General features: G+C 62.4%; 27 protein-coding genes. 7 read left to right on the forward strand and 20 right to left on the reverse strand.

All coding sequences use genetic code 11. The features are described 5' to 3' along the window. Positions 1 to 254: 254 nt before the first annotated feature. On the forward strand, positions 255 to 605 hold the full coding sequence (locus VKV28_01500; GenBank protein HLH75457.1) for a glycine zipper domain-containing protein: 351 nt from the start codon (positions 255 to 257) through the stop codon (positions 603 to 605). Between the two features lie 17 nt (positions 606 to 622). Here VKV28_01500 and VKV28_01505 read toward each other — a convergent pair whose 3' ends face one another. From VKV28_01505 to VKV28_01545, 9 genes are all read right to left on the reverse strand, one after another. Continuing rightward, the gene (locus VKV28_01505) at positions 623 to 1,408 is read right to left on the reverse strand and encodes a TatD family hydrolase (GenBank protein ID HLH75458.1); all 786 of its coding nucleotides are present in this window, start codon (positions 1,406 to 1,408) and stop codon (positions 623 to 625) included. 52 nt (positions 1,409 to 1,460) lie between these two features. Then, positions 1,461 to 1,874, reverse strand: coding sequence for an OB-fold domain-containing protein (locus VKV28_01510; protein HLH75459.1), 414 nt, complete (start codon positions 1,872 to 1,874; stop codon positions 1,461 to 1,463). A 26-nt stretch (positions 1,875 to 1,900) separates the two neighbouring features. Continuing rightward, a complete protein-coding gene (locus VKV28_01515; protein ID HLH75460.1) occupies positions 1,901 to 3,064 on the reverse strand; it encodes a hypothetical protein in 1,164 nt (387 codons plus the stop codon). 27 nt (positions 3,065 to 3,091) lie between these two features. Beyond that, positions 3,092 to 3,877: an aldolase/citrate lyase family protein gene (locus VKV28_01520; GenBank protein ID HLH75461.1), complete on the reverse strand. Its 786-nt coding sequence runs from the start codon at positions 3,875 to 3,877 to the stop codon at positions 3,092 to 3,094. A 63-nt stretch (positions 3,878 to 3,940) separates the two neighbouring features. Further along, positions 3,941 to 4,723, reverse strand: a complete 783-nt coding sequence (locus VKV28_01525) for a class II aldolase/adducin family protein (protein HLH75462.1) — start codon at positions 4,721 to 4,723, stop codon at positions 3,941 to 3,943. A 214-nt stretch (positions 4,724 to 4,937) separates the two neighbouring features. After that, positions 4,938 to 6,086: a hypothetical protein gene (locus tag VKV28_01530; GenBank protein HLH75463.1), complete on the reverse strand. Its 1,149-nt coding sequence runs from the start codon at positions 6,084 to 6,086 to the stop codon at positions 4,938 to 4,940. A 483-nt stretch (positions 6,087 to 6,569) separates the two neighbouring features. Next, entirely contained in the window at positions 6,570 to 7,436 is an 867-nt protein-coding gene (locus VKV28_01535) for an NAD(P)-dependent oxidoreductase (GenBank protein ID HLH75464.1), read from the reverse strand. A gap of 18 nt (positions 7,437 to 7,454) precedes the next feature. Continuing rightward, a complete protein-coding gene (locus tag VKV28_01540; GenBank protein ID HLH75465.1) occupies positions 7,455 to 8,768 on the reverse strand; it encodes a sorbosone dehydrogenase family protein in 1,314 nt (437 codons plus the stop codon). Between the two features lie 222 nt (positions 8,769 to 8,990). Then, positions 8,991 to 10,280, reverse strand: a complete 1,290-nt coding sequence (locus tag VKV28_01545) for an outer membrane beta-barrel protein (protein HLH75466.1) — start codon at positions 10,278 to 10,280, stop codon at positions 8,991 to 8,993. Between the two features lie 331 nt (positions 10,281 to 10,611). Here VKV28_01545 and VKV28_01550 point away from each other — a divergent pair, with 331 nt between their 5' ends. The 3 genes from VKV28_01550 (at position 10,612) to VKV28_01560 (ending at position 12,943) form a co-directional block, all read left to right on the forward strand. After that, a complete protein-coding gene (locus VKV28_01550) occupies positions 10,612 to 10,995 on the forward strand; it encodes a hypothetical protein (GenBank protein ID HLH75467.1) in 384 nt (127 codons plus the stop codon). Positions 10,996 to 11,178: 183 nt separating this feature from the next. Next, entirely contained in the window at positions 11,179 to 11,601 is a 423-nt protein-coding gene (locus tag VKV28_01555) for a helix-turn-helix transcriptional regulator (protein ID HLH75468.1), read from the forward strand. Positions 11,602 to 11,692: 91 nt separating this feature from the next. Further along, on the forward strand, positions 11,693 to 12,943 hold the full coding sequence (locus VKV28_01560) for an MFS transporter (protein HLH75469.1): 1,251 nt from the start codon (positions 11,693 to 11,695) through the stop codon (positions 12,941 to 12,943). Between the two features lie 102 nt (positions 12,944 to 13,045). Here the strand turns inward: VKV28_01560 and VKV28_01565 are convergent, their stop codons facing one another. From VKV28_01565 to VKV28_01615, 11 genes are all read right to left on the reverse strand, one after another. Beyond that, on the reverse strand, positions 13,046 to 13,495 hold the full coding sequence (locus tag VKV28_01565) for a hypothetical protein (protein ID HLH75470.1): 450 nt from the start codon (positions 13,493 to 13,495) through the stop codon (positions 13,046 to 13,048). Beyond that, positions 13,492 to 15,288: an NADH-quinone oxidoreductase subunit NuoF gene (gene nuoF / locus VKV28_01570; protein HLH75471.1), complete on the reverse strand. Its 1,797-nt coding sequence runs from the start codon at positions 15,286 to 15,288 to the stop codon at positions 13,492 to 13,494. Before nuoF ends, VKV28_01565 begins: the two co-directional genes overlap by 4 nt. After that, positions 15,285 to 16,535: an NADH-quinone oxidoreductase subunit D gene (locus VKV28_01575; protein HLH75472.1), complete on the reverse strand. Its 1,251-nt coding sequence runs from the start codon at positions 16,533 to 16,535 to the stop codon at positions 15,285 to 15,287. The genes nuoF and VKV28_01575 overlap by 4 nt, the downstream gene beginning before the upstream one ends. Further along, positions 16,474 to 17,103: an NADH-quinone oxidoreductase subunit C gene (locus tag VKV28_01580; GenBank protein ID HLH75473.1), complete on the reverse strand. Its 630-nt coding sequence runs from the start codon at positions 17,101 to 17,103 to the stop codon at positions 16,474 to 16,476. Before VKV28_01580 ends, VKV28_01575 begins: the two co-directional genes overlap by 62 nt. Then, the gene (locus tag VKV28_01585) at positions 17,100 to 17,636 is read right to left on the reverse strand and encodes an NADH-quinone oxidoreductase subunit I (protein HLH75474.1); all 537 of its coding nucleotides are present in this window, start codon (positions 17,634 to 17,636) and stop codon (positions 17,100 to 17,102) included. The genes VKV28_01580 and VKV28_01585 overlap by 4 nt, the downstream gene beginning before the upstream one ends. A gap of 7 nt (positions 17,637 to 17,643) precedes the next feature. After that, positions 17,644 to 19,230, reverse strand: coding sequence for a 2Fe-2S iron-sulfur cluster-binding protein (locus tag VKV28_01590; protein HLH75475.1), 1,587 nt, complete (start codon positions 19,228 to 19,230; stop codon positions 17,644 to 17,646). 3 nt (positions 19,231 to 19,233) lie between these two features. Beyond that, positions 19,234 to 19,812, reverse strand: a complete 579-nt coding sequence (gene nuoB, locus VKV28_01595) for an NADH-quinone oxidoreductase subunit NuoB (protein ID HLH75476.1) — start codon at positions 19,810 to 19,812, stop codon at positions 19,234 to 19,236. Between the two features lie 298 nt (positions 19,813 to 20,110). After that, positions 20,111 to 20,695, reverse strand: coding sequence for a DUF3106 domain-containing protein (locus VKV28_01600; protein HLH75477.1), 585 nt, complete (start codon positions 20,693 to 20,695; stop codon positions 20,111 to 20,113). Further along, positions 20,692 to 21,036 carry a hypothetical protein gene (locus VKV28_01605; protein ID HLH75478.1) on the reverse strand — a complete coding sequence of 115 codons (345 nt, stop codon included), beginning with the start codon at positions 21,034 to 21,036 and terminating at the stop codon, positions 20,692 to 20,694. Before VKV28_01605 ends, VKV28_01600 begins: the two co-directional genes overlap by 4 nt. Before the next feature lies 1 nt (position 21,037). Next, positions 21,038 to 21,568 (reverse strand): zf-HC2 domain-containing protein, encoded by a 531-nt coding sequence (locus tag VKV28_01610; protein ID HLH75479.1) that lies wholly within the window; start codon positions 21,566 to 21,568, stop codon positions 21,038 to 21,040. After that, a complete protein-coding gene (locus tag VKV28_01615; GenBank protein HLH75480.1) occupies positions 21,565 to 22,134 on the reverse strand; it encodes an RNA polymerase sigma factor in 570 nt (189 codons plus the stop codon). Before VKV28_01615 ends, VKV28_01610 begins: the two co-directional genes overlap by 4 nt. A 452-nt stretch (positions 22,135 to 22,586) precedes the next feature. Between VKV28_01615 and VKV28_01620 the strand changes: the two genes are divergently transcribed. The 3 genes from VKV28_01620 (at position 22,587) to VKV28_01630 (ending at position 26,915) form a co-directional block, all read left to right on the forward strand. Then, a complete protein-coding gene (locus VKV28_01620; GenBank protein HLH75481.1) occupies positions 22,587 to 23,108 on the forward strand; it encodes a hypothetical protein in 522 nt (173 codons plus the stop codon). A 73-nt stretch (positions 23,109 to 23,181) separates the two neighbouring features. Beyond that, complete coding sequence (locus VKV28_01625) at positions 23,182 to 24,372, forward strand: MFS transporter (protein HLH75482.1); 1,191 nt, start codon at positions 23,182 to 23,184, stop codon at positions 24,370 to 24,372. An 83-nt stretch (positions 24,373 to 24,455) separates the two neighbouring features. Continuing rightward, positions 24,456 to 26,915: a glycogen/starch/alpha-glucan phosphorylase gene (locus VKV28_01630; GenBank protein ID HLH75483.1), complete on the forward strand. Its 2,460-nt coding sequence runs from the start codon at positions 24,456 to 24,458 to the stop codon at positions 26,913 to 26,915. The last annotated feature ends 35 nt before the right edge of the window (positions 26,916 to 26,950 follow it).

Raw genomic sequence — 26,950 nt, forward strand, 5'->3', positions numbered from 1 at the left:
ATTTGCAGCAGTCTGTCACAAATGTTCGCGCCTAAAGCTAACCTTCCTCCCGTGACAGCCGCCTCCCGTCGACAGTGGCGCGCTGCAGGCACACCGCAGACCTGACGCTTAAGCTATCTTCCCAACCCCGCATGCGTGTCAAACGGTTCGTCCCGAACCTGCGCTGCCTCAGATTGTTACTTTAGTAGCTCATCGGGGCAGCCTATGATCAGCAAAGGACAAAGCGTGGGCCAGATGCTGGCTCGGGAGATCGTATGACGATGCGTCACGCACTAAGCACTTTACTGATCGTGCTGGCGGCGAGCTTGCTGCTGGCGGCTTGCAGTGGCCAACCGCTGAGCACGCGCGAGAAGGGCACCCTGGGTGGGGCCGGACTCGGTGCCGGCGCCGGTGCGATCATTGGCGCCATGGTGGGTGCCCCCGGAGCCGGGGCGGCGATCGGCGGTGCACTCGGTGGCCTGGGCGGCTACGCGGTAGGCAACTCGATGCAAAACTCGGAAGCCCAGCAGCAACAGACTCAGAACCAGGTTCAGCAGCAGCAACAGGAGATCGAGCGCCAACGCCGCCAACTTCAGCAGCTCCAGCAGCAGCAGGAGACCGAATAGCCGCGCCGGCGGCGGCCTTACCGCTGCGGCAATCGGAACAGCCGCCGAGCGTTGGCGCTGGTGATCGCAGCCAACGTCACGCTTTCACTGGCGCGACAGGCCGCCACCGTCGCCAGGGTCAGTGGCACATAGGCGGGTTCGTTGGGCCGGCCGCGATGTGGCTCTGGGGTGAGATAAGGTGCGTCTGTTTCGACCAGCAGCCGCTCCTCGGGAATTACGGTCATGGCTTGGCGCAGAGCGTGGGCGCTTTTGAAGGTCACGATCCCGGAGATCGAAAGATAGAACCCCATCTCCAAGAAGCGCTCCGCGTTGGCCCGGTCGCTGCTGAAGCAGTGGATAACGCCACCCGCCGCAGGCATCCCTTCCTCGCGCACGATCCGCGCAATCTCGGCTTCGGCTTGGCGGCAATGTATAACCACCGGCAAGTTCAGTTCGCCGGCCAACCGCAGTTGGCGTCGCAAGGCCATTTCCTGCGCCTGACGAGGCGAGCGTAGATAGTGCAGATCCATTCCGGTCTCGCCGATCGCCACGACTTTGTCCGAACAGGCCAGTTCGCGTAGCTGTTCCACCCGCCGCTCGTCGCAATCGCTGGCGTCATGCGGATGGACCCCGACGGCGGCGTAAACTGCAGGCTGGCTGCGGGCAATCTCCACCGTCGCGCGATCGGTTTCGATCGAACCGATCGCACCTACCGAAACGATCTGACACACACCGGCCGCGGCCGCACGCTCCAGGATCGGTTCGACCTCGCCCCGCAAGCGTTCGTCGGCCAAATGGCAATGGGTGTCGATCAGCTCAAGCATTGGTTCGTGTTGGTAGCAACCGCCAACTGCTGATAACAGATAACCGCCGCGCTCAGCGGGCGGGGCGGAACATCGGCAGGGCCAGCTCCTCGCCCACGGGCTCGAAGGTCGCTTCGACCGCCATCCCGCAGCGTACTTCCTCGGGTGCGATCCCCACCAAGTTGGCCTGGTACAGCGGTCCTTCGGCGAGCTTGATTCGTGCCACGATGTAGGGCACGGCCTGAGCGAAGGCCGGAGAATACACCTGGTGCATCACGATGAAGCTCAGCACTTCGCCTTTGCCACTGGTCGGCGCCCAAGTCGAGTCCCACGACCAGCAATGGGGGCAGAGCTGCTGAACGGGAAAGCGGAAGCGGCCGCAGCTGGTGCATTTTTGTAGCACCAGCTGCCCCTGGCGGGCACCCTCCAGCAACGGTTTGAGTTCATTGATGTCCGCCGGTAGTGGCCGGCTGATCGCTTGTGCCATCGCTTTTTCTCTTGCCTTGCGCCGCCTCAGGCCGAGGCGCCCAGAACCAGCGTCGAATGGGTGGACAGGATACCGCCGTTGCCCGACACCAGGCACAGCTCATGCTTTGGCACTTGCCGCTTACCGCCCTGGCCGCGCACTTGGATCACCGCCTCGGAGAGTGGCGTCATTCCCCACATATAATAAGCACTGAGCTGACCTCCGCCGGTGTTGAGCGGCAAGGAGCCGTGCGGACCCAGCCGGCCATCGCTGACAAACGGTCCGCCTTCACCTGGAGCGCAAAAGCCGTAGGCTTCCAGCGAAATCAAGACCGTTATCGTGAAGCAATCGTAGAGCTCGACCACATCGATGTCGCTCAGCTTCACACCCGCCATCGCGAAGGCGCTTTCCTTGGCGATACTGGCTCCGCAGGCCAGGGTTTCGGCAGGATCGCCCCCGGGATGCCCCTGCCCCAGACCCAGGACGTAGACCGGAGGTTGCTTCAGATCGCGGGCGCGCTCGGCCGAAGTCACGATCACGCATATTGCGCCGTTGGTAACCAGGCAGCAGTCGTACAGATGGAGCGGCGCGGCGATCCAGCGCGAGCTGTGGTACTCCTCCAAAGTCAGGGGGCGTTCATAGAATTGCGCCTGCGGATTGAGGTTGGCCCACTGGCGCTGAGCCAGAGCAATCGCCGCCAGATGGTCCTGGGTCGTGCCGTAGCGCTTCATATGCGCACGGGCCACCATCGCATAGCCGGCCGGCGCACCGAAATAGCCGTAGCTGGCATTGAGCCCTTGAGCGCGGGCGAAACTCTCGCCGGCACGCCCGCTGGCATTGGCGCTGGGCGGGCGGATGGGCGAGTCGGCGAACACGCAGGCCACCGTGCGCGCCATCCCGGCGTGAATGGCTTGCGCGGCATGCGTCACCATCGCTCCGGCGCCGGCGCCGCCGGCGATCATCGAAGCGGTCAGGCGCAGATTGCGCAATCCTAGCATCTGCTGCAGAGCGAAAGGGCCGTTGATTTGATCCTGCGGCACGGCGCCGGGGCTGACCAGCAGACCGTCCAGCGCTTCGCGCTGGAGGCCAGCATCAGCTAGCGCCCGGATTACCGCATCAGCAGCGAAGCTGAGGGGATCGGAATGGCTGAAATCCCGTCCCATCGAGGTCATTCCCAAACCCGCAATTGCGGTGGCTGCTCGAAGACTCATGACTTATTCTCTCTCCGCTTGGACGCCTTACTCAAGCCGCAGCCCACGCAGGAAATCTGCACGCTTGCCGGCTGCCGCCATCATGAAGTTGAGATCGGCCCCGGCCAGCACCAGCCGCACGCCCATGCCGACGAACTTGTTCAGTAACTCGTCGGAATTGATTCCGCCCAGTCCGGCCCATTTGTGATGGCGCTTGCAGGCCGCGGTTACGCGCTCATAGGCCTGAGCGATTTTGGCATGCGCATGTTCGCCCGGGATGCCCAGCTCCATGCACAGATCGTTGGTTCCAATGAGCAAGGCGTCCAGTCCGGGCACGGCAGCGATCGCCTCGGCCTGCTCGATCGCCGCCGGTGTCTCCAGCATCGCCACCAGCAGGGCGGCGTCGTTGATTTCCTTGGTAACCTGGCGCACGCCAATCGCCTTGAAATCGAAGTGCGCGCCCACCGGTCCGATTCCCAGGTGTCCCAGGGGCGGATAGCGCAACGCGTCGACGATCGCCGCCGCCTCCTGAGGGGTATCGACGTGGGGCATCACGATCCCCAGCGCACCGCCTAAGAGCGCGCGCATTGCCAGTGACAGATCGCCCGCCGGCACCCGCACCAACGGCGCGATGCCGGCATCCAGGGCGGCGATCGAGATCTGCGCGGTGGTCTCGATCGATAGCGTGCCGTGTTCCAGATCCAGAAAAATCCAGTCAAAGCCGGCGCTCTTCATCACCTTGGCGATCGCCACCGAGCTGACCAGTCGGATTCCCACCCCCAACGCCAGCTCGTTGTTCTTCAGTCGCTCCTTGGCGGGATTGATAAGCGCCATGGTTGCTCCTTACGCGAAAGTTAAAAAGTTAAATTGTCGATGGTTGTCTGATGGGCGCGACCTTCAGGCCGGATGGCGCACTTTGCGTCCTTCCAGAGCGTCCAGCTTGCGATTGTAATAATTCCAGATATGGGCCATACCCTCCAGCCGTGCATCCTTGGTGGCGCCGACATTGGCGCGGCGGATACTACTATCTTCCTCATTCATCCATTCGCTGTCGTGGCCGGTCTTAATCACCTTCCAATGGATTTCGCAGGCTTGGCGCAGCATGATTCCGTTGATCGCCAATTCGGGCGCCGTGCGCCCGACGAAGGCGCAGCCATGATTGCGCATCAGCACCGCCTGATGCTCTCCCAGGCAGGCGGCCAGCTCCTGCCCCAGGGCAGCCGAGCGAATGAGCTGCGCGGTGCGGGTAAAGCGCGGTGGCGGAGCCGCGAAATGCAGCGCGATCGCGGTATAGGGCCGCAGCTCTTCCTTCAGGCAGGACATCAGCGCGACGTACTGGGCGTGGGTGTGGCCGACATAATTGATATCGGGGCGTGCACGCAGAATTTCGCCATGGATGGGCCATTCGGAATGGCGCGGTCCCTTGCCGCCAATCGCATTACCCTCGAAATTCACCAGGGTGAAATCGTCATCGAGGACCTCCGCCAGCCCCAGCGTATGCCGTTTAAGCCAAAATCCTCGTCCCAACGGGTCGCGCATCGAGACGTGCCCCATTGTGATGTCCTCATGCCCTTCCATCGCTAGGATGCGAGCCACCCGTGCCAATTCGGCCAGGTTGCGCTTAATCTCGGCTTCCTGAGCGCGTTTGCCAACCGCCTTGCTTGCCGCCTTGCGCTTCATTCCTTGGATCTCCTATCCGTGCTACGCCAGCGTCGCTTCCTAAAAAGCGGCTCGATAATCCCGCGCAGACTTTTGGCAAACTAGGACTAAGCGAGAGCGCGGTCAAACCCAAGTTTGAGCGGTCGGCGGCCGCGTAAAAACCTAAGCGACGTAGCGAACGCCTTAGTCGTTTCTGTAGCCGGCGCTCGTAACTATTTTCATACTGCTCGCGCGGTCAGCCCCAAACCAAGCGGGCGGTTTCCACCACTCGCTCCAGCTTACGCTTCTGATCCTCTTCGCTCAGCAGGTTGCCGGCCACATCCGAAGCAAAACCGCACTGCGGGCTTAGCGCCAATTGCTCGAGCGGCAGATAGCGGCTGGCCTCATCGATACGCCCTCGCAGCGCGTCGACCGATTCCAGCGTCGCGACCTTGGTACTAACCAGCCCCAGGACGACGATTTTTCCGCGCGGCACGAAGCGCAACGGGGCGAAGCTGCCGGCCCGCGGCGTGTCGTACTCCAGCAAAAACCGATCGTGTTTAAGTTCATTGAACAGCCGCTCGGCGATCGCGTCGTAACTGCCTTCGCGATGCCACATGCTGCGCTGATTGCCGCGGCACAGATGGATACCGAAGGTAGTGGTGGGAAAATCGGCGATAAGCGCGTTGTCCGCCTCGAGCGAGCGCGCGAAATTCACCATCGGATCTTCACCCCGCGCGCGCATCGCAGCCATCGAGGGTTCGTCCACATAGGCCGTATAACCGGGCGCGTCGATATGGATATAGGGGCAGCCGGCGGCGATCACATCGCCGATCATCGCGCGCTCGATTCGTATCACATCGGCGAGGAATTCCTCGACGGTGGGATAAACGGCGGTGGAATTGGCCCAATCGAAACGTTGGCTTATGCGGTCGGGACCGATGAGCGACACCGTGACTGGGCGTCGCGCGTGGGCCGCGGCGAAGCGGTACTCCTGCAGGATCAGGTTGTGGCGAAGAGTAAGGCGGCTCAAGGTGCGCTGGCGCTGCACCACCGCGGTGCCCTTGGCGGGTTCGTGCTGCAAGGGCAGCTCGAAGCGCGACAGCGGCTTGGCTCCCGCCATTCGCGCCTCGTGGAACTTCAGCGTGGCTGGTGCCGCGTCGTAGCCCTCCACCGCAGCGCCGAAACTGTCTTGAAAATTGAGCCGACGAAGTTCGCCGTCGCTGACTACATCCAGACCCGCCGCCTCCTGCATGGCGAGCGCGGCGATGATCGCAGCATCTTCGCTCTGGGCCAGTTCGCCAGCGCCAATGCGCCCGTCGTCAAAGGCCTGCCGAGCGGCCTTAAGCGACTGGGGCCGCAGCAGGCTGCCAATAATGTCGGTGCGAGGACAAAACTCTTTCATCGAAGCTGACCCCCGCGCGAATCTCGCGCAGGAGCCAAGCTATTCGATATATCGCGAGTCCATCAAGCGGGAGCAGGTGCTCAGCCCGGTGACTTGGCTGCGCCATTGTTGCGACTTTGCAGCTTGGGGGCGCGGTGTGAGCGGCGGCGGTTGCGTGCCCTCGGCCGCCTAGCGCAAGTCGAATCCCCATCCGCCCGGCGCCGGCGCGGCAAGCTCGAAGCCCTCGCAGCGCTGCTCCGGGCTTTCGGAATGGTCCTCGGCCCCGGGGCGGGCTCGGCCCATCCCAGGCTGAAGTAGCGCAGCGCGGCCGCCAGATCGCCGTTGGAACCGCCAAACTGCTCCCGCAGCACTTTGGCAAATTGCGCGTTGGGTCGATTATACCCGCACCGAGAACACATAGACATGCGCACGCGCTGCGCGAGCTTGAGGCACCGGGCATCGGGCCGAAAAAGCGGCGGCGTGCTCGCAAGCGCGCCGAGCTGCTCAGCGGTCGCCAGCCAGCGCTTGCAGCACAGCGGCCAGGGCCTGGGTGCCGTCACGATCGTGTCCCTGGGCCGCGGCCGCCTCGAACAGGGCCGTGACCAGGGCGGTCGCGGGGAGCGGCGCATGGCGCTGGCGTGCGGCTTCGCCCACCAGGCGCAGATCTTTGCGCAGGAGCTGGATAAAGAACCCTGGCCGATAGTCTCGCGCGATGATCTTGGGGCCCAGGTTGTTGAGCTGCCACGAGGCGGCGGCGCCAGCGCCGATCGCCTCCAGTACGCGCGCCGGCTCCAAGCCGCCACGCTGCGCCATCAAAAGCGCCTCTACCGTCGCCTGCAGATTGACCGCCACCGCGATTTGATTGACCAGTTTAGTCATCTGTCCGCTGCCCGCGGCTCCCATATAGGTCACCCTGCTCCCCAGCGGCTCGAACAGCGGTTTGGCCCGGTTGAAGGCTTCCTCCTTGCCGCCCACCATGATGGTTAGGCTGCCCTCGATCGCGCCGGTTTCGCCGCCCGAGACGGGAGCGTCGAGAAAGTCAACCCCGTGTTGGCTCAAGGTCTGCGCCATCTGCTCAGCCGCTGCCGGCGCCACCGTGCTCATGTCGATCATCAAAGCCCCGCGGGCAAGCGCCGGGGTGGCGGCGGCAATGACCTGCTCGACATCGGGCGTATCGGGCACCATCGAGAACGTGACCTCGGCGCCGCGCACAGCTTCAGGTACGTTGCCCGCGACCACGGCACCCTGGGCGGCCAAGGCGCGAGCCTTCTCGGCAGTACGATTGAAGACGCGCACTCGATGGCCGGCACGCAGTAAGCGACGCGCCATCGGCGCGCCCATGATTCCAGTTCCAATCCAGGCTATTTCCATTTCTGCCCTCGCGAAGAATCACTCGCTGGCGCTTCCCTGATAGCTGATACGCCAGATCGAGTTGGAACCATCGTCGCTGACCAATAGGGCGCCGTCGGCGGCCACGGTAACTCCCACCGGGCGGCCCCAGACCTGTCCTCCGGGCGCCACAAAACCGGTCATGAAATCGAGGTATTCGCCGCTGGGACGGCCGCCGCTAAGCGGCACGAAGATGACTTTGTAGCCGGTGCGCTTGGAACGATTCCACGAGCCGTGCTCGGCGGCGAAGATACCACCGCGATAGGCCGCGGGAAATTGCCGCGCGCGATAGAAGGCCAAGCCCAGCGAGGCCGAATGGGGCTGAATCAGCACCAGCGGCACAATTACGCGGGAGGCCAGCTCGGGATGCTGCCCGACGTGGTTGGGATCCTGGTGAGGGCCGATATAGAACCAGGGCCAGCCGTAGAAACCTCCAGCATGCACCGGCGTGATGTAATCGGGCGGCAGGTCATCGCCCATCCCGTCGCGCTCGTTGGTCGAGCACCATAGCGCGCCGGTAAGCGGCGCGATCGCCAATCCGACGGCGTTGCGGATACCGCTGGCATAGATGCGCTTGCCGCTGCCGTCAGGATTGAAGATCAGAATATCGGCGCGCTCGCTTTCGTTCTCACCCGGATTGATATCGTCGTTGGAACCTGAACCCACCGACACGAACAGATGGCTTCCATCGGCGCTGACTACGACGTCACGGGTCCAATGAACGCCGCCCGCCGGCAGCGAGGCCAACTTGCGCATGGGAGCCGAAGCCCGCAGATCGCCGTTGCGATAGGGAAAGCGGACCAAAGCATCGTTGTCGCCGACATAGAGATATCGTGGATGGGGCCCGGGAGGATAGAACGCCATGCCGAAGGGTAGTCGCAGGCCGGACGCGAACACCTGGTTGATTGCCGGACGGGTGGCGCCGGAGGCTGCCCGCATCACTCGAATCAGTCCGGCGCGGCTTTCGGCCACAAAAATATCACCGTTAGGCGCGGTATGAATCTGACGCGGATTATCGAGGCCGCCGGCGAACCTATCGACCTTGAAGCCTGGCGGCAGGCGCAGCGGCGAATTGGGCGGCCGATCGACGATGCGAGCAACGTTGAACGCGCTGGCAGTCTGGCCCGGCGCTGGTAGCGCGTTCACGGTGATTCGTCGCGCAACCAGGGGCGCATCCTGGCGCCAATCGCCGAAGGCTTGCGCGCCGGTCAGGACGTTCTGGGCGCGCGCACCAGCAGGCGCAACTTCCACCATCGCGGCGCAAGCGATTGACACGAGTATCAACACCCGTTCGGGGCAAAGGAATCGGGCCACGGTCTTTTTCCCCCATTGAGCCTAGCTCCCAGTCTGCCGCCGCGCGACCGCTCTTACCAGTGTTGCGGGCTGCTTGCGTGTCTGGCACTGGGCAAGGTGAGATCCGCACTAGCGGCGAGCAAAAGTAAGGGAAGACGTCAAACTCAGCGTGACTCGCTTTGGCGGTAAGGAGCGCCAAAACGAGCCACGCCGGTTGCCGCGACCGCGAAACGCTCAGCCCGCTCAGAACAGGAAGCCGGTTTCGATCAGTCCGCGCAGTTGCGACGGGCTACGGCCATCGGCGGCAAAGGCGTCACCGCTGGCCCAGCTTATCGCATGCACGTAGGAAGCCTCGCCGCGCACGAAGAACTTGCTGTACTGAAAGGTCGGGGTGAACGTCAGCGACCAGGCCGAGCTGCCCGGGCCGTAGAGCAGGTTGGCGGCGCCGTTGGCCCCACTCCCCGTGCTGCCAATATATTCGGCCCGGCCGGCAAGGAAGAAGTCATCCGTCAGAGCATAGCTGGCCATGATCGCTCCGCCCAAGGTAGAGGTCGATTGGCCGACCCCGATTTCCTGGTTGTGCGGCACGTAAGTCCATTGAAAATACGGCTGAACGATCCAGGGAGAGTTGAGGTAGGTGTAAATTAGGTCCAAGATCTCGCTGTTGTTGAGGGTGGCCGGGGTAGCGAAATTAGAAACTCTTGAAAAGCCCAGGTTACCACCTCCCACCATTGAAATCGTGTTGGCAGAGTTGATGGCGTAGGCCAGCGAGCCCGTCATCCAGGTGTAGCTGTTAGAATAAAAGCCGTTGTTCCAACTAAGCGCCGCGGTAATCGGCCCTTGCGCATAGTTGAGCTGCACTCCGCGATTGATGGCGTTTTCCTGGTTCCACAATAGGCCGCGCTCGATGTCTATGTTCTCGAAGGTGAAAGTATATTCTGCGCCGATCAGGGTGGGCAGATTTCCCGCCATCAGCGAGAAGCTAGAGGTCGGCGCCCACTTCACATACGCCACGGGAAGGGGCCCATAGAGATCGTTGACCGCTTTGCCAGCGGTGACGGTGGCTGCACCCAGCGCGGGAATGTCGTAGGCCCCGCCCTGAAGATAGAACTGGAACTGGCCGTCGGCTTTTTGCACTACGATTTGCGCATTGCTGACGTCGACACGGGCGGTGCGATCGCCGTTTACCGGATGAGTTTGCACCATCCCCAGGCCGCTGAGCACGCCATTGATATCCAGATCGGTCCACTGGTTGATGATCGGAATCTGAGAAATAATTGGAACCTTGCCCAGATTGAGTTGGGTAGGCGAGGCCCACTGCAACGGTCCGGTCACGGCGGTTGTTGTGAGTGGCGGCACCGGGGTGGGGGCCGCAGCCGGCGAAGGTTTGGCCGCGACTGGCGCTTCGGCGGACGCGCCGGCAGTGCTGGACTGCGCCGATGCAGTTGAATACGCCAGGGTTAAGGCCAGCAACATCGCCGCCGTCACGGTTGTCACTGTGCTAATGTAGTCGGTGAACGTGCGTTTCGTCATTCCGCCTCCTATGCTTACCAAGCCTAGGCCGAACTCCGAGGCGTGATGACCCGATTGCCCAGGAGCGGTATGCCATGCGCATGTACCCAAAAACCGTGCCATGGTGCGCAACAAAGACGCGCCACGAATATGTGTCAAAATCGCCTTGCCGCCACTGCGTTGACCCTGTCCGACGCTTGGACAAACAGCAGATGCCTGCTCTTTGGGCGGCCGTATTTCATATTGCACGACACTGTGCTTCAGGCTGCAATTGACTATCGCCGTGCTCTGCTCCGACTCGCCCACACCGCTTCACACCCAGCCGCCAGACCGCCGAGGAGGTTGAAAACCCATGTCCAATGCCACCGCCAAGCCTGCTTCACGACGCATCAACACGCTTCTGCTAGTGGTGCTCGGCGCAGCCTTTATCGGCTTTGTTTTTTATTCCTTGTTCAGAATCGAGCCCCTGCAAATTACTTCCGCGCATCTGGAGCGGCGGGGCAGTGAAGTTTTGATTGCTGGCGACCTCTACAATCGCGGTCCCGACCTACGCCAGGCAGACCTCAGCGTGAGTCTGTTCGACGCCCAGGGGCGGCTGCTGGTCAAGCGTGAAGTCGAGCTCGGTCCGCTGCGCCACCAGTCTCGGCGCTCCTTCGTCAGCCCTGCGATGAGCGCGCCCCAAGCCGCCAGCTTTACCCTCGCCGTCGATCGGGGGACCAACATGTATGGGAATTGAGCAAGTGGAATATTAGTGGAAGGTTATGCGATCTCTGGTGATCTAGGGTTGCATTAGCGTGTATTTTCGGATATTTAGGTTGGTTCGCAATGCTAGGGGGCCTTTCCCGGGATTTCAGCCGACCCCTTTCGTCGCTAATCCCAGCAAGCGCCGACAACATCTGCAATCTTCAAAGGGGGCCGCATGAAGGCAAAAACCCGCAGCTTTGGTCAGGTGATAAGGGAGCGGCGGCGGCAGTTGGACCTGACCCAGGAAGAGGTCGCCGCTCGCGTTGCGACCTCAACCCCGTATATCGGGCATCTGGAATCCAACAAACGCCATCCTTCTGTACGCGTTGTGGCCAAGCTGGCCGACGTGCTGGGACTGGATCGTGGTACGCTGTTTTTTTTAGCCAATCCCGGCGCTAAAAGCCTACTCACTGGTAGTGATGAGAAGGGCATGTCGGCTTGGGAGCAGTTTCGCAGAGACGACAAAATGCGCCGGGCCCTCAACGTCAGCGCTGAAGAGATGCAGGTACTGGCCGCTGTCAGCTATATGGGTGAAGCGCGTAGCCCGCGCGATTTTGTCTATATTCTGAACTGCATCCGCCACGCCCTGGGTCGTTGACGGGCGGCCATCACATCAGCTCTCAACCGCCCACCTTGGCTGGACTGAAGGCGCACGGGGTCAGATTTTTAAGTTAGCTCCGGGCAGCGGTGTGAATTCAGCGCTCTCCGCTTGGCGTCCGCGTGGCTTGCTTCTGGCCCTCGATGCGCGTCAGAAGCTTATCTTCGCGCTGGTAGTGAGCGCGGGTTTCTTTGAAAACTACGACCGCGCCCTGCTCAGCTTAGCGATCGAGCAAATTCAAAGCGGCTTGCGCATAGCCAATCGCGATTTGGGCACGATGCTGTCCCTGATCCGGCTGGGATACCTGTTGGCACTGCCGATTGCCTCGTTGGCCGACCGCCTGGGGCGTCGCCGCCTGCTGATTCACACTGTGCTGTTCTACACGCTGGCGACCGCAGCCAGCGCACTGGCTCCGGACGCCCGTACCTTTGTGGCGTTTCAGTTTGTCGCCCGCGGCTTCAGCGCCGCCGAAGCCGCCATCGCATTGGTGGTGGTCGCCGAGGAAATCGACGCGGCCGCGCGCGGTAGCGCGCTGGGTTGGCTGGGCGCGCTCTCGACCTGCGGCTACGGCTTGGCCGCCCTGGTCTTCGCTTTGATCAATTGGATGCCTTTCGGTTGGCGCGGGCTGTACGCCCTGGCCTTATTACCACTGGCGCTGTTAATCGTGCTGCGCCGCTGGTTGCCGGAAACCCACCGTTTTGCCGATCTGCAAGTAGCGCGCGGCGCGGCTTGGCTGTCGCCTTGGCGCGGCCTAATGCGTGCACCGCGCGCGCGCCTGGGCGCACTGCTTGCGATTACCTTTCTGGTATACCTAGGCGGCGCGCCGGCCTCGATGCTCTCCTTTAAATACCTCGAAGATGTCCATCACTGGAGTCCCACCCAGATCTCCTCGATGGTGATTGTGGCCGGCGCCTTCGGCCTGCTGGGTAATATCGTAATCGGCACTTATAGCGATCGCTGGGGCCGGCGCCGGAGCACCGCGCTATGCCTATTGTTGGCGCCGCTGCTGATGTTGGGCTTTCTTCACAGCGCCGGCGCGCCAATGGTGGTCGCTTGGGCCGCCGAGCTGTTCTTCGATACCGCCTCCGTTACTTTGCTCAACACCTACGCCACCGAGCTTTTTGACACCCCCCGTCGCGCGACCGCGACCAGCGCGATGACCGTTGCAGCTACCCTGGGCGCGGCTTTAGGCCTGTGGGGCGAAAGCCTGCTGTACACCGTCACCACCTCTCATTGGTCGGCCATCTCACTGTTGACGATTGTGTGGTTATTAACCCCCCTGGGCGTCCTGCTATGGCTGCCCGAGACCGCTGGCAAGCAATTGGAAGAACTCGCCGGCTAGTCTCGCGTCGGTTAAATAACTATCCTCGCGTGCACCCATCTCACCGACTCGCTCACGATTTGGGGTAACCGGAAAGCGTCAATTTCTATACCACACAGCCGGTTAGCGACGCGGTGGAGCTTCGACATGACCGCCCAGATCGGGCGGGCCCTGGAAGTCCGACACCGGGCGGTAGCGCGAACGTGGCTGCATCGGGGGATTGCGCGCCCTATCCACTGGTGGCAAGGGCTGATCGGCGCGATGCTTGACTGCCATCGCATCGCGTCCCCGCCCCCCCGGCTCAGACGCCTCTAAGGCGGCCACCAGAGTCTGATCCGGGCGCCAGGGCGCATTTGTGGAATCGCGCACCAAGCTGGCAACAAAATCATAGCGTTGCCAGTAGATCACCCGCTCGGCGGCACCCGCTGGATCGCCCAAGGGATCGCGATAGAGCCACTTCTCGTTGAAGCACACGCCGCATTCTTCGCGCTCGCGGGGCTCGTTCAGGCTGCCCTCGGTCAACGCCGGAGTTCCCAGCATCGCAACCACGGCGTTGCGTGTGAGGCTACTCATACGCGAAAGCTATCCTGGAACGGGCATCCGCGCCCACTGAGGTGGGCCAGGAATTCCTCACGAAAATTGCGAACAAAGGCGCGCACTGCCCAAGCCGCGCCGTCGGCCAACGCGCAGATGCATTGGCCATCCATGAAATCGCAGCACGATTCGAGATTCTCGATGTCCTGGGTTAGGCCAACCCCGCTTTCTATCCGCCCCAAAGTCTCGTGCAGCCAGGCCGTGCCTTCGCGACATTGGGTGCACTGGCCGCAGGACTCCTGGCGGAAGAAATGGGCGACCACCTGCGCCGCCCGTACCATGCAGGTGCGGTCATCCATCACGACCATACCCGCAGTGCCCAGCAGGCTGCCCGCCGGCTTGAGCGATTCGTGATCCATCGGCAAATCCAGGTGCTGCGCGGTGATCACTGGCATCGAGACCCCGCCGGGAATAACCGCTTTGACCGGACGTCCGTCGCTGACGCCGCCGGCGTGGCGTTCGATCACTTCGCGCATCGTCACGCCCAGGGGCAGCTCAAAGATACCCGGGCGGTTGACATGGCCGCTGACCCCGAACAGAGTATGGCCGGCGCTGTTGGCCACGCCCTGTTCACGAAACCATTGCGCGCCATGCATCACGATGGCGGGGAGTTGGCTCAAAGTTTCGACATTATCGACCGTGGTGGGCTGACCCCACAGGCCGTGCTGGGCGGGAAAGGGCGGGCGCTTGCGCGGTTGTCCCTTCTTACCCTCCATCGATTCTAGCATTCCCGACTCTTCTCCGCAGATGTAGGCTCCGGCACCCCGCTGAAGCTGCACTTCGAAGGGACGACCCAGTCCCAGGGCATGGGGGCCAAAGATGCCGGCCTGGTAATTCTCCTCAATGGCTTTGCGCAAGCGCTCGTAGCTATCAATATACTCGGCGCGCAAATAGATGTAGGCGGCGTCGGCCTGCAAGCCCCAGGCGGCAATCAGGATGCCCTCCATCAGCAGATGAGGGTTGCGCTCCATCAACTGACGGTCCTTAAAGGTAGCCGGCTCGCTCTCATCCGCGTTGACAGCCAGATAGCGCGGTCGCTTGTCCTTGGGCGGCATGAAGGCCCATTTGCGGCCGGTAAGAAAGCCCGCGCCGCCGCGGCCGCGCAGACCTGCCTCCTCCACCTGCTTGCACAGCTCTGCAGGCGCAAGCTTGACGGCTTCGCCGATCGCGCGATAACCGCCGGCTCGCCGGTAATCCTCGGCCCGCAGCCAGGATTCGCCGTCGGGCGGGAGCAGGTAGCCTTCGATTCCCGCCGGTATCCACGACAGCATCGGTGCGCGCCGGTAGATCTCAAGCGCGGCTTGGGGTGAGCGGGTCAGCACCTCAAGGTCGGCGCTGGTGGCGTTCTCCAGGTAGGGTCGATCGTTGATTTGAATTACCGGCGCGCTGCCGCACGATCCCAGACACTCCACCTCGGTCAGCGCAAAGCGGCGGTCCGCGGTAGCCTGACCGGGCTTGATTCCCAACCGTTGCTGCAGTTCGTCCACCAGCGCTCGCGCCCCGCGCAAGGCGCAGGGCAGGTTGGTGCAGACCTGCACATTGACCTGCGCAGGCGGCGTATTGAGCAACGGATAAAAGGATGCCACCTCCGCGACTTCACCTGCCGAAAGCGAAAACAGCATTGCGATCGCTTCAATCGCGGCTCCATCCAGCTCCCCTTGGGTGTTCTTGACCATCCGCAGGGCGTCCACCAGGGCGCCGCGCGGATGGGGATACCGAGTGATTTCGCGCGCGATAGCGTCGCGCAGGGACGCGGGCAGGGGCTGATTCATTTGTCGCACTCGTCGCCGATCATGTTGATCATGTCGAAGGTGGGAATAATGTCAGCCAATTGACGATCGACGATCATCGGCCTCAACGCCTGCATGTTGGAGAAACTGGGGCCGCGCAAACGGCATTTGAAGGGCTTGCCCGAGCCGTCACTCACGATGTAGAAGCCATACTCGCCGTTGCTGCCTTCGATCGCATGATAGACTTCGCCGGCTGGCGGCTGGCCGCCGCGCACCACCAACATAAACTGATCGATCAGCTCCTCCATACGGTTGAAGACGCGATTTTTGCCCGGCCAGCGGATCCGAGTATCGTCCACATCAACCGGCCCCGCGGGCAGCCGGTCGAGGCATTGCAAGATGATGGCCCGGCTTTGGCGCAGCTCTTCCAGGCGCACCAGGTAGCGGTCGAAGTTGTCGCCGTGCCGACCGATCGGAACGGCGAAGTCCAGCTGATCGTAAACCAGATAGGGCTGGCTGCGCCGCAGATCCATCCCAACTCCGGCGGCGCGCAACAGCGGACCGCTCACGCCCAAAGCGATCAGCTGGTCGGCGGGGAGATGGCCGGTACCCTCCATGCGGCCGCGAAAAATCGCATTCTCGGTCAACATCGCGGCGGCGTCGTCCACCAGCTTCATGGCCTGGTCAAGCTTTTCCCTACAAAAAGCCGTAAAACCCGCTGGTAAGTCGGCCGATACTCCTCCGATCCGAATATAGTTGGTGGTCACCCGCGAGCCGCAAAGCGCGTCGAGCAGATCCCACACCAGCTCGCGGGCTTCGATCAGGTAGAGAAAAGGCGTCATCGCAGCCAATTCCAGGCAGGAGGCGCCGATGGCCAGTTGATGGTCGGCCATACGCGACAACTCGCCCGCGATTACCCGCACGAAGCAGCCGCGGGGCGGAATCGTCAGATCTAAAAGCTTCTCGACGGCCATGCAGTAGCCCAAATCGCACAGCACCGGCGAGCTGTAGTTGGTGCGATCGACGTAGGGAATGGCCTGGTAATAATAGCCCGACTCGCACTCCTTCTCGAAGCCGCGGTGCAAATAGCCCACCTGCACGTCGGCGTCCACAATGTGCTCGCCGTCCAGCTCCAGCATAATCCGCACGGTGCCGTGCGTAGCCGGATGGGAGGGGCCGAACTGCAGGCGCATCTGCTCACCCGGCAGTTCGCTGCTCCACACCACGCTATTGCGGCCGGCGGGGGTGGTTGGCCTGCGGGCCGGCGTAGGGCTCGATTGGTTGCTCATGGCGCTTATCGTAATCCTTACGCAAAGGATGACCGACGAACTCGTCGTACAAATAGATCCGGCGCAGATCGGGATGGCCGCGAAAATCAATCCCGTACAGATCGTAGGTTTCGCGCTCCAACCAATTCGCGCCGGGCCACACGCCGACCACAGAATCAATCGCCGGATCCGCTTCGGGAACACGACATTTGATGCGCAGGCGCGCCATCGTGGAGGTAGCCAACAGATGGTAGACCACCGCAAAGCGTGGCTGCGTTCCGCGCGGCGGGAGGTTGACGTGGTGGCGCGACTCCGGGATGCGGCGCACCGGCTGCGTGGCGCTGTCCCAAACCTCGGGGTGAACCGAGAAGAAATCGGGCTGACCGAAATAATCGACCGCCGTAACGTCAACCAGAAAATCGAACCCCAGCCGCTCGCGCAGCATCTGGGCGCTTTCCAACAGATCTTCGCGCACGACAGTCACGGTGTCATCGCCGCGGAAGGCATGATGGTCGATGACGCGCCGGCCCAAGAGCTCCAAGACTTGGCGCATCAAGGGCGACAGGGATTGGTCTTCCTGAGTGCTCATCGGTCGTAACCTTGGCGCAAAAACCCCAGCCGCGTGCGCAGTTGGGCCGCGGGCACCAACAAGTCGTCCTTGTGCCACAGCGAGCCCGCCCGCGAAAAGCAGGCGATCTCGATTTGCCGGCTCATCACGATGGCTTCTTCCGGGCACGCTTCTTCGCACAAGCCGCAGAACATGCAGCGCGACATATCGATGTCGAACACCTCGGGATAGCGCTCGACCTCGGCCGCGGTTTCGGCGGGAAAGATTGTAATGCAACTGGTGGGGCAGGCCCATTCGCACAGGCCGCACGCCACGCAGCGTTCCCGGCCGTCGGCCATCTGCACTAGCACTGGCATTCCGCGCAGCGCCGGCGCCTGCAAGAAGCGCTGCTCGGGATAATAGACTGTGAAGTCCTGCCGCCCGCGCCCAAGGGCCCATAGATTGCGCAGGAAATGCCAAGCCGAGACCCCAAGCCCGGTGAAGATCGAGGTCCAATGGCCGGCCTCGCTCAGCCGCGAAGCGGGACGCTCAACGAAAACTACCCGGGCGGCCATACTCCACTCATTGCGTCGCGGGCGTGTTGGACCCGCGCGCCGCGGCCACCATGGGCGCGTCATGATTGGCGAGGGCGGGATGCTCGCGCGCCATCAGCCGGCGAGTCTCCGCCAGATTAAATTGCGCCGGCACACCCGTGATAGCGGCGCCCAGCCGAGTAAAGATCTGCCCCTCATCCAACCATCCGGGCCCCGGCTCGATTGCGCGCAGGATGGGTTGAAGGTGGCCGGCGTGATTGGTAAAGGTGCCTTCTTTTTCGGCGAAGGTAGTGGCTGGCCACAGTACCGTGGCATCGGCCAGTTCGGGACGCGCGGTCAGGTTGTGCGCGATCAGCACTTCCAGCTTCGCCAGCGCCGGGCTCAGGCGCTCAGCCCACGGGGTGTCGATAAAGTCGTCGCCGCATAGGTAAAGCCCACGCAGGGCGCCGCTTTCCAGCCCCGCTACTAGCGCTTCCAGGCCGTCATCGCCACCCGCGACCAACCCCAACTCGCGCACACCGCGCGCGTTCGCCGCCTTCTCCGCTTTGATAAGAAAGTCGTCTGCGGGGCCGCGCCTGACCGCCATAGCACGGCTGCGTACGCCTAGAGCATCGAGCAACCGGCCGAAGCAGAAATTTTCTTCGTTGGTCAGGTGAGGGGAAATGATGGCTCCCAGCGCCTGGCCACCATGACGGGTGGTCAAGCGTGAGAGCGCCTGCGCGGTGATGGCGAGGGCTTCATCCCAGTTGGCCTCGACCAGGCCTCCTTCGGCGCGAACACGGGGCGTGCGCAGGCGGCGGGGGTCGGCAACAAAGCCGTAGCCAAGCCGGCCGTGATCGCACATCCAGGTGGAGTTGACGTTATCGTTGCGGCGGGGCAGTAAGCGCCAGATCCGATTTCGGTATTCGCCGATCGTGATGTTGCAGCCGTTGGCGCAATGGGGGCATACACTGGCGGTTTCGCTCAGAAACCAGGTCCGAATCTTGTGATGAAAATCCTTGCTTTCCAGCGCGCCTACCGGACAGATGTCAGCGGTGCAAATGGAATAGTCATTGTCCAGCCGCCGGGAGTCCAAATCGAGCACCGAGCGATCGCCCAGGTTGTAAATCCTCAACTCATCGCTATGAGTAATCTCGCGGCAAAAACGCACGCAGCGCCGGCACAGCACGCAGCGCTCCTGATCCAGCAGCATGCGCGCGCCGATATCCATTCGCTTGCCCGCCTTGCGCCGCGGCAGATAGCTGCGCGAGAAGCGGCTACCGAAGCGCATCGAGTAGTTCTGCAGCCAGCATTCCCCCGCCTTGTCGCAAATCGGGCAATCTAAAGGATGGTTGAGCAGGAGCAGCTCCAACACGCCACGGCGGGCGTTGGCCACGGCCGGCTCCTCCGTGTGCACAATCATCCCATCGCGCACAGGGGTGTTGCAGGCGATCTGCAACTTGGGCATCCCCTCGATCCGCACCTGGCACAGACGACAACTGCCGTCGATCGTGAGTTTGGGATGGTAGCAGTAATGGGGGATGTCGAGCCCGCTATCGAGCATCGCCTGCAACAGCGGCTGGCCCTGCTCGGCAGCAATCGGCCGTCCATCCACGGTTAGTTTGGCTTCGGCCACGGCTCACTCCTCCAGGGGCCGGCCACTGCCGTGCACACCGCGCCAGGGTTCGCCAGCGCGCTCGTGCTGGACTCTCTCCTGCAACTTGATGAGGCCGTCGAGAACAGCCTCGGGGCGGGGTGGGCACCCCGGAATATAGAGCGCCACTGGAACGATCCGATCGATCCCCTGGAGCACAGCGTAGTTGTCGTAGGGACCACCCGAACAGGTACAGGCGCCAAAGGAAACCACCCATTTGGGCTCGGTCATCTGCTCGTAAACCCGGCGCAGGACGGGGGCCAGGCGCTGCACGATGGTGCCGACGACGAAGAGCAAATCGGCTTGGCGCGGCGTAAAGCGGGGCAGCGCGGCGCCGAAGCGATCGATGTCGTAGCGCGGACCGGCCACGGAAAAATATTCCATGCCGCAACAGGCAGTAACGAACGGATAAGGAAAAAACGAGTACTTACGCGCCCATTGCACCGCGTCGCGCAAGCGGGTCAGCGCGAAGCTTTGGGGGAAGGCATCACTTTCTTCGCGCGCCTGAGCACCCCCCAGATGGTTGCGCACTACGAAAGTCTGCCTGTGCGTGGTCTCCGCCATGAAACCCCCGTCGCAGCCCGCAGCGGCTGGCGGTCGCTCGTTCAAACAGCGATGGAGTGATTAGATTCTAAGTCGCGGGCGCTCACCTGCGCAATGAATAACCTCCGCCCCAGCCGCCATGCGAGACGCCGGGAACGGCGCTTCCCGGCAGAGGCGCTAGCAGAACCCGCTTCTTCAGTTGTTTGCGCGACCAAGCGTTTTCAAGCCGCGCGCGGGTCGGGCTTTCAGCGGAACACGCGGTTGAAAATCGGCATGCCGCTGCAACGGTCAAATCGCTTGCTCCATTGGAGCGCTTGGCTCAGGGCAGATGAAAGCCGTGCGGGGGATGACCGAAGGGATGACCCGGGAAAAGCTGGCGCATCCGCATCCGCGCTTGCTGGCGTTGGCCCGGGCTCATTTGCTGCCAGCGTTGATAGTTGCGCATCAGGTGTTGGCGCTGGGCGGGTGGGAGCTGCTGAAACTGATGGAAGCGCTGCAATAACTGCTGTCGTTGGCCGGGCGGCAAGTGCTGAAAATGACTGTAAGCTTGCTGCAGTTGTTGGCGGCGCTGAGCGGGCAATTGGCGCCACTGATGGAGTGCCCCCAGCACCTGCTGGCGCTGCTCGGGCGGCAAGCTCTGGAAGCGGCGATAATTTTGCTGCGCCTGCATCCGTGCCGAGGGCGCCATCTGCTGCCATTGGCGATAGTTCTGTAGTACTTGTCCGCGCTGGGCGGGCGTCAAGCGGTTCCATTGCTGCGGATAGCGCGCCACCAGGGCCCGCTCGGCCGGGCTCATCGGCTGCGCCTGGTTCCAACCCTGGGCCCTCAGCGGCGCACTAGCCCAGGCCACCATCGCGATGACCACCAGCCCGATCATGGCGCGCAACCAGCCCTGGCGGCTCATGGCTCCCCCTCCAGCGGCGGCCCGGGCGGAGGCTGATCCTGTGCTCCCCAGGCCTGATAGGGCTGGTCCGATGAGGGCGGAGCCGCCGAGGGAATCTGCAAGGTGTTGCCAGATGCAGCCGATGGGGGCGGGGGCTGGTCTTGTCCCTCATGGCGGTGCATCAATCCCAAATCGTTCAAGGTCCGAAGCTGGTCCAGGAGCGCGCGGCCGTTGCCGGCATTCTGGGTGGGAGTGAAGAGGTCCAGGTTGAGCAGCATGTCGAGAGCCGGCGTCCCTTCCTGGGCTAGGCTCCAGCGGACCGCGCCGAATACAATCGCGCTGGCTATCGCAATGGCGACCAATCTAGGACCGATTGGGATTGGCCGAGGTTGGCGCAGGCGACAACTCATCCAGGCGAGAAATTACATCGTAGTTCTCGATCAAATCCAGATGCTCCAAGACTGGATAGGCACGCAGCAGATCGACGTCGGTATCGGCCATCGCCTCCTGCAGCGAGAGTTGGTCCATCGGTGGTGGCGCAGGTGGGCGCAGGCGCGGCAGATTGAGGGTCAGCAGCAAGGTGGCGGTGGCCAGCGCGGCCGCCCCCAGAGACGACCACGCCAGCGCCGGCCGCCAACGGCGAGGCGGGGCGGGAGGCGGCACTTGCGCCACTTTTTGCATCAATTGAGCCCGATATATCTGCCAATCGGGCAAAGGAGTCCGTTCCAACTCACGGCCTAACTCGCTCAGCAGCCGGGCGCACGCCGCCACGCTGGCACGACAGCGCGCGCAGCCATGGAGATGGCGGGCGACGCGATCGCGGGCGGCGGGGCGCAACTCGCCGCGCGAATAGGCGATTAATTCGGCCTCTGGATGGCTGCGACCCAACATCATTCTTCCTTCAAGGTCTTGCGCAATTGGGTGATGGCGCGATGCAGATGCACGCGCGCGGTGCTCTCCGAACAGTTCAACACAGCGGCGATCTCCTTGCTGGAGAGATCTTCCTGGACCAGCAGCGTGACCGCGGCACGCTGATTGGGCGACAGCAGCGCCAAGGCGGCACGCAGTCGTGCGCCGCTCTGACCACGAATCGCTTCCAAATCGGGACCTGGAGCCTGAGAGGGGGGGTCGAGCGCGGGCTGGTCATCCTCGGCTTCGCCTGGGCCGACCAAAGAGACGAATTTGCGCCACCATTTGCCACGACGCTGATGGTCGATGCACAAATTGACCAGGATGCGGTGAAACCAGGTCGAAAAGCGCGAACGAGCGTCAAATTGCTCGGCCGCCTGGTAAACCCGCAGAAACGCCTCTTGGGAAATGTCTCGTGCATCCTCGTCATGGCCCAAAATGGATCGCGCCAGCCGATAAGCGGCGGCCTGATGGCGCTCTACCAGCAGCTCGAAGGCCTGCGTGTCACGAGCGGCAATACGCCGACACAGCTCCTCATCGGAAGGCTCCACGTAAATCCGGTCGTTCCCTCACGGATTCGGCCGGCAATTTCGGCTGCATCCGCGCTATCGCTGGCAGACCCAACCATTACCCCACGGCCGACAGGCGCGATGCTACCCGATACGAGGGGTTTGACGAAACCGGCGGCAGGAGTGTTTACCAGCAATTTTCTCGGCCCTTGACTTACGCTCCCCAAGCTCGCTAGCAGAGGGCTTAAAACCCTGGTTGGAGGCGTCGGGGCGGGACCTGAGCATAAGCACACGCATAATGATGGTTTCAGCGCTCTCTTTTACCGCCCTCTGATTCGGGAGAGGCAAGAGACATGGCGCAGGTGCAAAGACTTTTTCCGCCGCGCAGACTAGGGGAGCAACGGATGGGAACCTAGGCCGTCACGTCAACCACCGCCCTCTGCGCTGCGTCTTGTTAGGTGGAAACTCTTCGGAGTTGCCGTGGAGGAGTGCCAATGAGCAGGTCCGTTCTTGTGGTCGCAGTCGCGGTGGCGGCGATGACCATATGCGAGCTACCGACCCAGGCGCAGGATCTGGGGCAAGAGCATCGGCCGCCGGTGATGATGGCCATGTCACCGTGCATGATGGTGGCCACGCCGGCGCAACGTTCAAGCATTCACCGTGATTTTCAGCAGCATCGCCAACGTTTGACCGCCGACCATCGCAATCTGATGGATCGGCGCCATGCCCTGACCCAGGCAATTTTATCGGGCGACAGCACGAAGGTGAAAGCCCAGGAGAGCGCGGTCATGAGCGCCGCGCAAAAGCTGCTGCAGGACCAGGACGCCTTTGAGGTCGCTATTTGCCAGAAACTCAGCCCCACCCAGCTAAGCGCCGCCCAAAAGTTATTCTCCACCCTGGTCAGCTTGCATCAGCAGTTTCATTCGCAGATGCAGAAGGCGGTACAGAGCGCCCAGCACGCCGCCAACCCTGCTGTCCAATCCTCTGGCGGACAGATGCCGCAATCGGAGCAATAATCTGTCGGCTTTACGCGTCCGTGCATGGTCGGACCACGGCTGGGCGATTGTAGCCGGCCTGTTCGTGGTGCACATGTTTATCGCCGCACCCTGTATCAGTCTGTTTGGGGTGTTCTTCGGCCCCATGATCCGGGATTTCCACTGGAGTCATGCCCAGGTCTCGCGTACCGCCACTGGCTACTCTTTCGCGATGGGGCTGTCGGCGCCACTAGTGGGCTGGCTAATCGAACGGGTTCGCGTGCAATGGGTGATGGCCGCTGGCGCCTTGATCGCAGGCGCCGCCTACATCGGTGTCAGCCAAGCCCATTCGCTCTTGATGGTAGTGGCAATGTTCGCCGCCATCGGACTGGGTAATCAAGCCGCCACCACTCTGCCCGGCGTCTATGTCGCCGCCACCTGGTTTGAGCAGCGCCGCGGGCTGGCCATTGGGGTAATGCTAGCCGGAATGTCGCTGGGGATGGTAATCGCGCCTCCGGCGGTCACCGCTCTGATCGTGCGTTACGGCTGGCGCTGGGCAATCGCTTGCATGGGCATACCTATGATTGCGATCGCCGCACCAATTGCTCTGTTACTCATCCGCATTCGTGCCAGCGGGACCGAAGATCCGCACGCCGCCCGTGCCGAGTTGCCGGGGGTGGAAATGGACCGGGCGCTTCGTTCGAGTTCCTTCTGGTTGCTGATGGCGCTTGAGTTTTTTTACTTCATGACCTTCGGTGCGGTCTATTTTCACATCGTGCCCTACCTGATCAGTATCGGCTTTGGAGCCCAGCGCGCGGCCAATATCTTCGGCATTCAAGCCTCTCTGGCCGCGGTGGGCTGGGTGGCCACTGGCTACCTAGCCGACCGTTATCCGCCCAAGCTGGTGCTGGAGGGAGCACTGGTCCTGCTCGGCCTATCGGTCGTAGGCTTGTTGGGAGCGCGTTACAACTTGGCCTTCATTGCCCTGTTTTTGCTGTTTTGGGCGGCGACCGCCGGCGCCTCCGCCTCCATTGTGCCGCTGCTGGTGGGTCAGACCTTCGGCCTGCGCCGATTTGCCAGTATCAATGGCATCGTCTTTTTGATGCGCGCGGCGGGAACCGCGGTAGCACCGCTTATCACAGGTAAGCTTATCGACGTTACCGGCGGCTACAGCTTGGCCTTCGAGCTGGCGCTGGTCTATCTGGCGATCACCGCGCTGGCCAACGCTCTGATCTATCCGGTCCCAGGCTACGATCGGACTCCCGCCGAAACGACGGCAAGCTACGCGCTGGAAAGTCCAGCCTGAAGCAGAACCTACCCGCACGGGAAAAATTTCGAGGGCCGGCTGGATGGCATCGAAAGAACGCGATCGCTATCTTCGATCTCGAAGTGGCAGGCGGTTTTTCAGAGATTAAGACCGGGCGCACCGACAACCGTGAGCTGGTGCGCGAGCTAGTCGAGCATCACGTCCGCTTTACTCTGGCCAAGCGCCGGTTCGAGATGCAGCGACACGACTGGTACCGGGTGGTGGCGCTGGCGGTGCGCGATCTTTTGATCGAGCGGATGGTGCGCACTAGCGCGCGGCTGGATCGGGACAAGCGCAAGCGGCTGTATTACCTGTCGATGGAGTTCCTCATCGGCCGTTCGCTGCAAAACAATCTGCATAATTTGGGCGTCATGGAATGGTGCCGCGCGGCTTTGGCCGAGCAGGGGGTGGACTTGCAGGCGCTATTCGAAGAAGAGCCCGACGCGGCGCTGGGTAACGGCGGCCTGGGACGATTGGCGGCTTGTTTTCTGGACTCGATGGCGACGCTGAACTTGGCGGGGTACGGCTACGGGATCAACTACGAGTTCGGCCTCTTCCGCCAAGAAATTCGCGAGGGCTATCAGCATGAACGGCCCGATAACTGGCAACGCGAAACCTCGCCCTGGCTGGTAGCCCGGCCCGAAGCGGCCTGTCGGATCCCGGTTTACGGCCATATCGAGCATCGCACCGATCGTTGGGGCCAGTACCGGCCGGTATGGGCGGAGCGGCGCGAGCTTATCGGGGTGCCCTCGGACCTACCTATTTCGGGTTACGGCGGCCAGACCGTCAATTTCGTCCGGCTCTATTCGGCACGCTCCTCGGACGAGTTCGACATGCAAATCTTCAACAACGGCGACTACGTCAAGGCGGTCGAGCAGAAAATCCTCTCCGAGAGCATTTCCAAGGTGCTCTACCCCTCTGACGCGGTTCAGGCTGGGCGCGAGCTACGAGTGGTGCAGGAGTACTTCTTTGTCGCCTGCGCGGTGGGTGACATCGTGCGCAACTTCATCGCGCGCGGCGAAGAGCTGGAGGCCTTGCCGGAGACCGTCGCAATTCAGCTCAACGATACCCATCCGGCGCTGGCCATCGCCGAACTGATGCGGCTGTTGGTAGACGTCTACCAGATGCGCTGGGAGCAGGCCTGGGAGATCTGCGTGGCCACCTTCGCTTACACCAACCACACCCTGCTGCCCGAGGCACTGGAGCATTGGCCGGCCAGTTTGCTGGAACGGGTGGTGCCGCGTCACTTCCAAATCATCTGCGAAATCGATCGCCGCTTTCAGGAGCAGGTTACCCTTGCCTTAGGTTACGATTCCCAGCGCATCGCGCGCATGGCGATCGTCGAGCCCGGCGGCGAGCGGCGGGTGCGGATGGCACACTTGGCGATCGTCGGCAGCCACAGCGTCAACGGGGTCTCGGAGCTGCATTCACAACTGCTCAAGCAACGCCTGGCCGCCGACTTTCACGCCCTGTGGCCCGAGCGCTTCTCCAACCAGACCAACGGCGTGACTCAGCGGCGCTGGCTGCTGATCGCCAATCCGGGTCTGAGCAGTTTGCTCGATCAGACCATCGGCCAGGGCTGGCGTACCGAGCTGGAGCAACTGGCGGGCCTGGAGCGCTATGCCGAGGACGGGGAGTTTCAGCTCCGTCTAAACGCCGTTAAGCGCGAGAACAAAGAGCGGCTGGCCACGCTGGTCAATCGCTTGACCCAAATCGACGTCGATCCGGCGTCGATGTTCGACATCCAGGCCAAACGCATCCACGAGTACAAGCGCCAGCTTCTGATGGCGCTGGGAATCATCCATCAGTACTTGACGCTGGTGGAAGATGGGATCGAACCGGCGGCACCGCGAACTTTTTTGCTGGCTGGCAAGGCCGCGCCTGGCTACCGGGAAGCCCGCATGATCATCAAGCTCATCAACAACCTGGCCGAGGTGATCAATAGCGATCCGCGCACCCGCGGTTTACTCAAGGTCGCCTTCTTGCCCGATTACCGGGTCTCGTTGGCCGAGAATATTTTCCCGGCCGCCGATCTCTCGGAGCAAATCTCCACCGCCGGAATGGAGGCCTCGGGCACCGGCAACATGAAGTTCGCCATGAACGGGGCGTTGACCGTGGGCACGCTGGACGGAGCCAATGTCGAAATTCGGGACGCGGTGGGCGCGGACAACATTTTCATCTTTGGCCTGACCGCCGAGCAGATAAGTGAGCTGATGCACGGCGATTACCAGCCCCGGCTGAGCTACGAGAGCGATCCGCGCGTGCGCCGACTGGTGGACGAGTTGGGTTCCGATCGTTTCTGTCCGCGCGAGCCGGGGCTGTTTGGCGCGCTGCGCGATCTGCTGCTGGAGCGCGACCGCTATTTTCATCTGGCCGATTTAGGGGCCTATCTCGAAGTTCAGGCCATCGTCGGTCAGCAGTTCACGGATCGGCAAGTTTGGACGCGCAAGGCGATTTTGAACATCGCGCGCATTGGCCGCTTCTCCAGTGATCGCACGGTGAGTCAGTATGCTCGCCAAATTTGGCGCATGCTGCCGCCCTGAAGCTTTTTCCCATTCCCTCGTCTAGACGCTTGAGA

This window comes from Candidatus Binataceae bacterium (assembly GCA_035294265.1).
Lineage (GTDB): Bacteria > Desulfobacterota > Binatia > Binatales > Binataceae > DATGLK01.

Excerpts from the sequence above, each read along its gene's own strand:
- VKV28_01500 (HLH75457.1), top strand. The coding sequence starts at position 255 with ATGACGATGCGTCACGCACTAAGCACTTTACTGATCGTGCTGGCGGCG.
- VKV28_01505 (HLH75458.1), bottom strand. The coding sequence starts at position 1,408 with ATGCTTGAGCTGATCGACACCCATTGCCATTTGGCCGACGAACGCTTG.
- VKV28_01510 (HLH75459.1), bottom strand. The coding sequence starts at position 1,874 with ATGGCACAAGCGATCAGCCGGCCACTACCGGCGGACATCAATGAACTC.
- VKV28_01515 (HLH75460.1), bottom strand. The coding sequence starts at position 3,064 with ATGAGTCTTCGAGCAGCCACCGCAATTGCGGGTTTGGGAATGACCTCG.
- VKV28_01520 (HLH75461.1), bottom strand. The coding sequence starts at position 3,877 with ATGGCGCTTATCAATCCCGCCAAGGAGCGACTGAAGAACAACGAGCTG.
- VKV28_01525 (HLH75462.1), bottom strand. The coding sequence starts at position 4,723 with ATGAAGCGCAAGGCGGCAAGCAAGGCGGTTGGCAAACGCGCTCAGGAA.
- VKV28_01530 (HLH75463.1), bottom strand. The coding sequence starts at position 6,086 with ATGAAAGAGTTTTGTCCTCGCACCGACATTATTGGCAGCCTGCTGCGG.
- VKV28_01535 (HLH75464.1), bottom strand. The coding sequence starts at position 7,436 with ATGGAAATAGCCTGGATTGGAACTGGAATCATGGGCGCGCCGATGGCG.
- VKV28_01545 (HLH75466.1), bottom strand. The coding sequence starts at position 10,280 with ATGACGAAACGCACGTTCACCGACTACATTAGCACAGTGACAACCGTG.
- VKV28_01550 (HLH75467.1), top strand. The coding sequence starts at position 10,612 with ATGTCCAATGCCACCGCCAAGCCTGCTTCACGACGCATCAACACGCTT.
- VKV28_01555 (HLH75468.1), top strand. The coding sequence starts at position 11,179 with ATGAAGGCAAAAACCCGCAGCTTTGGTCAGGTGATAAGGGAGCGGCGG.
- VKV28_01565 (HLH75470.1), bottom strand. The coding sequence starts at position 13,495 with ATGAGTAGCCTCACACGCAACGCCGTGGTTGCGATGCTGGGAACTCCG.
- nuoF (HLH75471.1), bottom strand. The coding sequence starts at position 15,288 with ATGAATCAGCCCCTGCCCGCGTCCCTGCGCGACGCTATCGCGCGCGAA.
- VKV28_01575 (HLH75472.1), bottom strand. The coding sequence starts at position 16,535 with ATGAGCAACCAATCGAGCCCTACGCCGGCCCGCAGGCCAACCACCCCC.
- VKV28_01580 (HLH75473.1), bottom strand. The coding sequence starts at position 17,103 with ATGAGCACTCAGGAAGACCAATCCCTGTCGCCCTTGATGCGCCAAGTC.
- VKV28_01585 (HLH75474.1), bottom strand. The coding sequence starts at position 17,636 with ATGGCCGCCCGGGTAGTTTTCGTTGAGCGTCCCGCTTCGCGGCTGAGC.
- nuoB (HLH75476.1), bottom strand. The coding sequence starts at position 19,812 with ATGGCGGAGACCACGCACAGGCAGACTTTCGTAGTGCGCAACCATCTG.
- VKV28_01600 (HLH75477.1), bottom strand. The coding sequence starts at position 20,695 with ATGAGCCGCCAGGGCTGGTTGCGCGCCATGATCGGGCTGGTGGTCATC.
- VKV28_01610 (HLH75479.1), bottom strand. The coding sequence starts at position 21,568 with ATGATGTTGGGTCGCAGCCATCCAGAGGCCGAATTAATCGCCTATTCG.
- VKV28_01620 (HLH75481.1), top strand. The coding sequence starts at position 22,587 with ATGAGCAGGTCCGTTCTTGTGGTCGCAGTCGCGGTGGCGGCGATGACC.
- VKV28_01625 (HLH75482.1), top strand. The coding sequence starts at position 23,182 with ATGTTTATCGCCGCACCCTGTATCAGTCTGTTTGGGGTGTTCTTCGGC.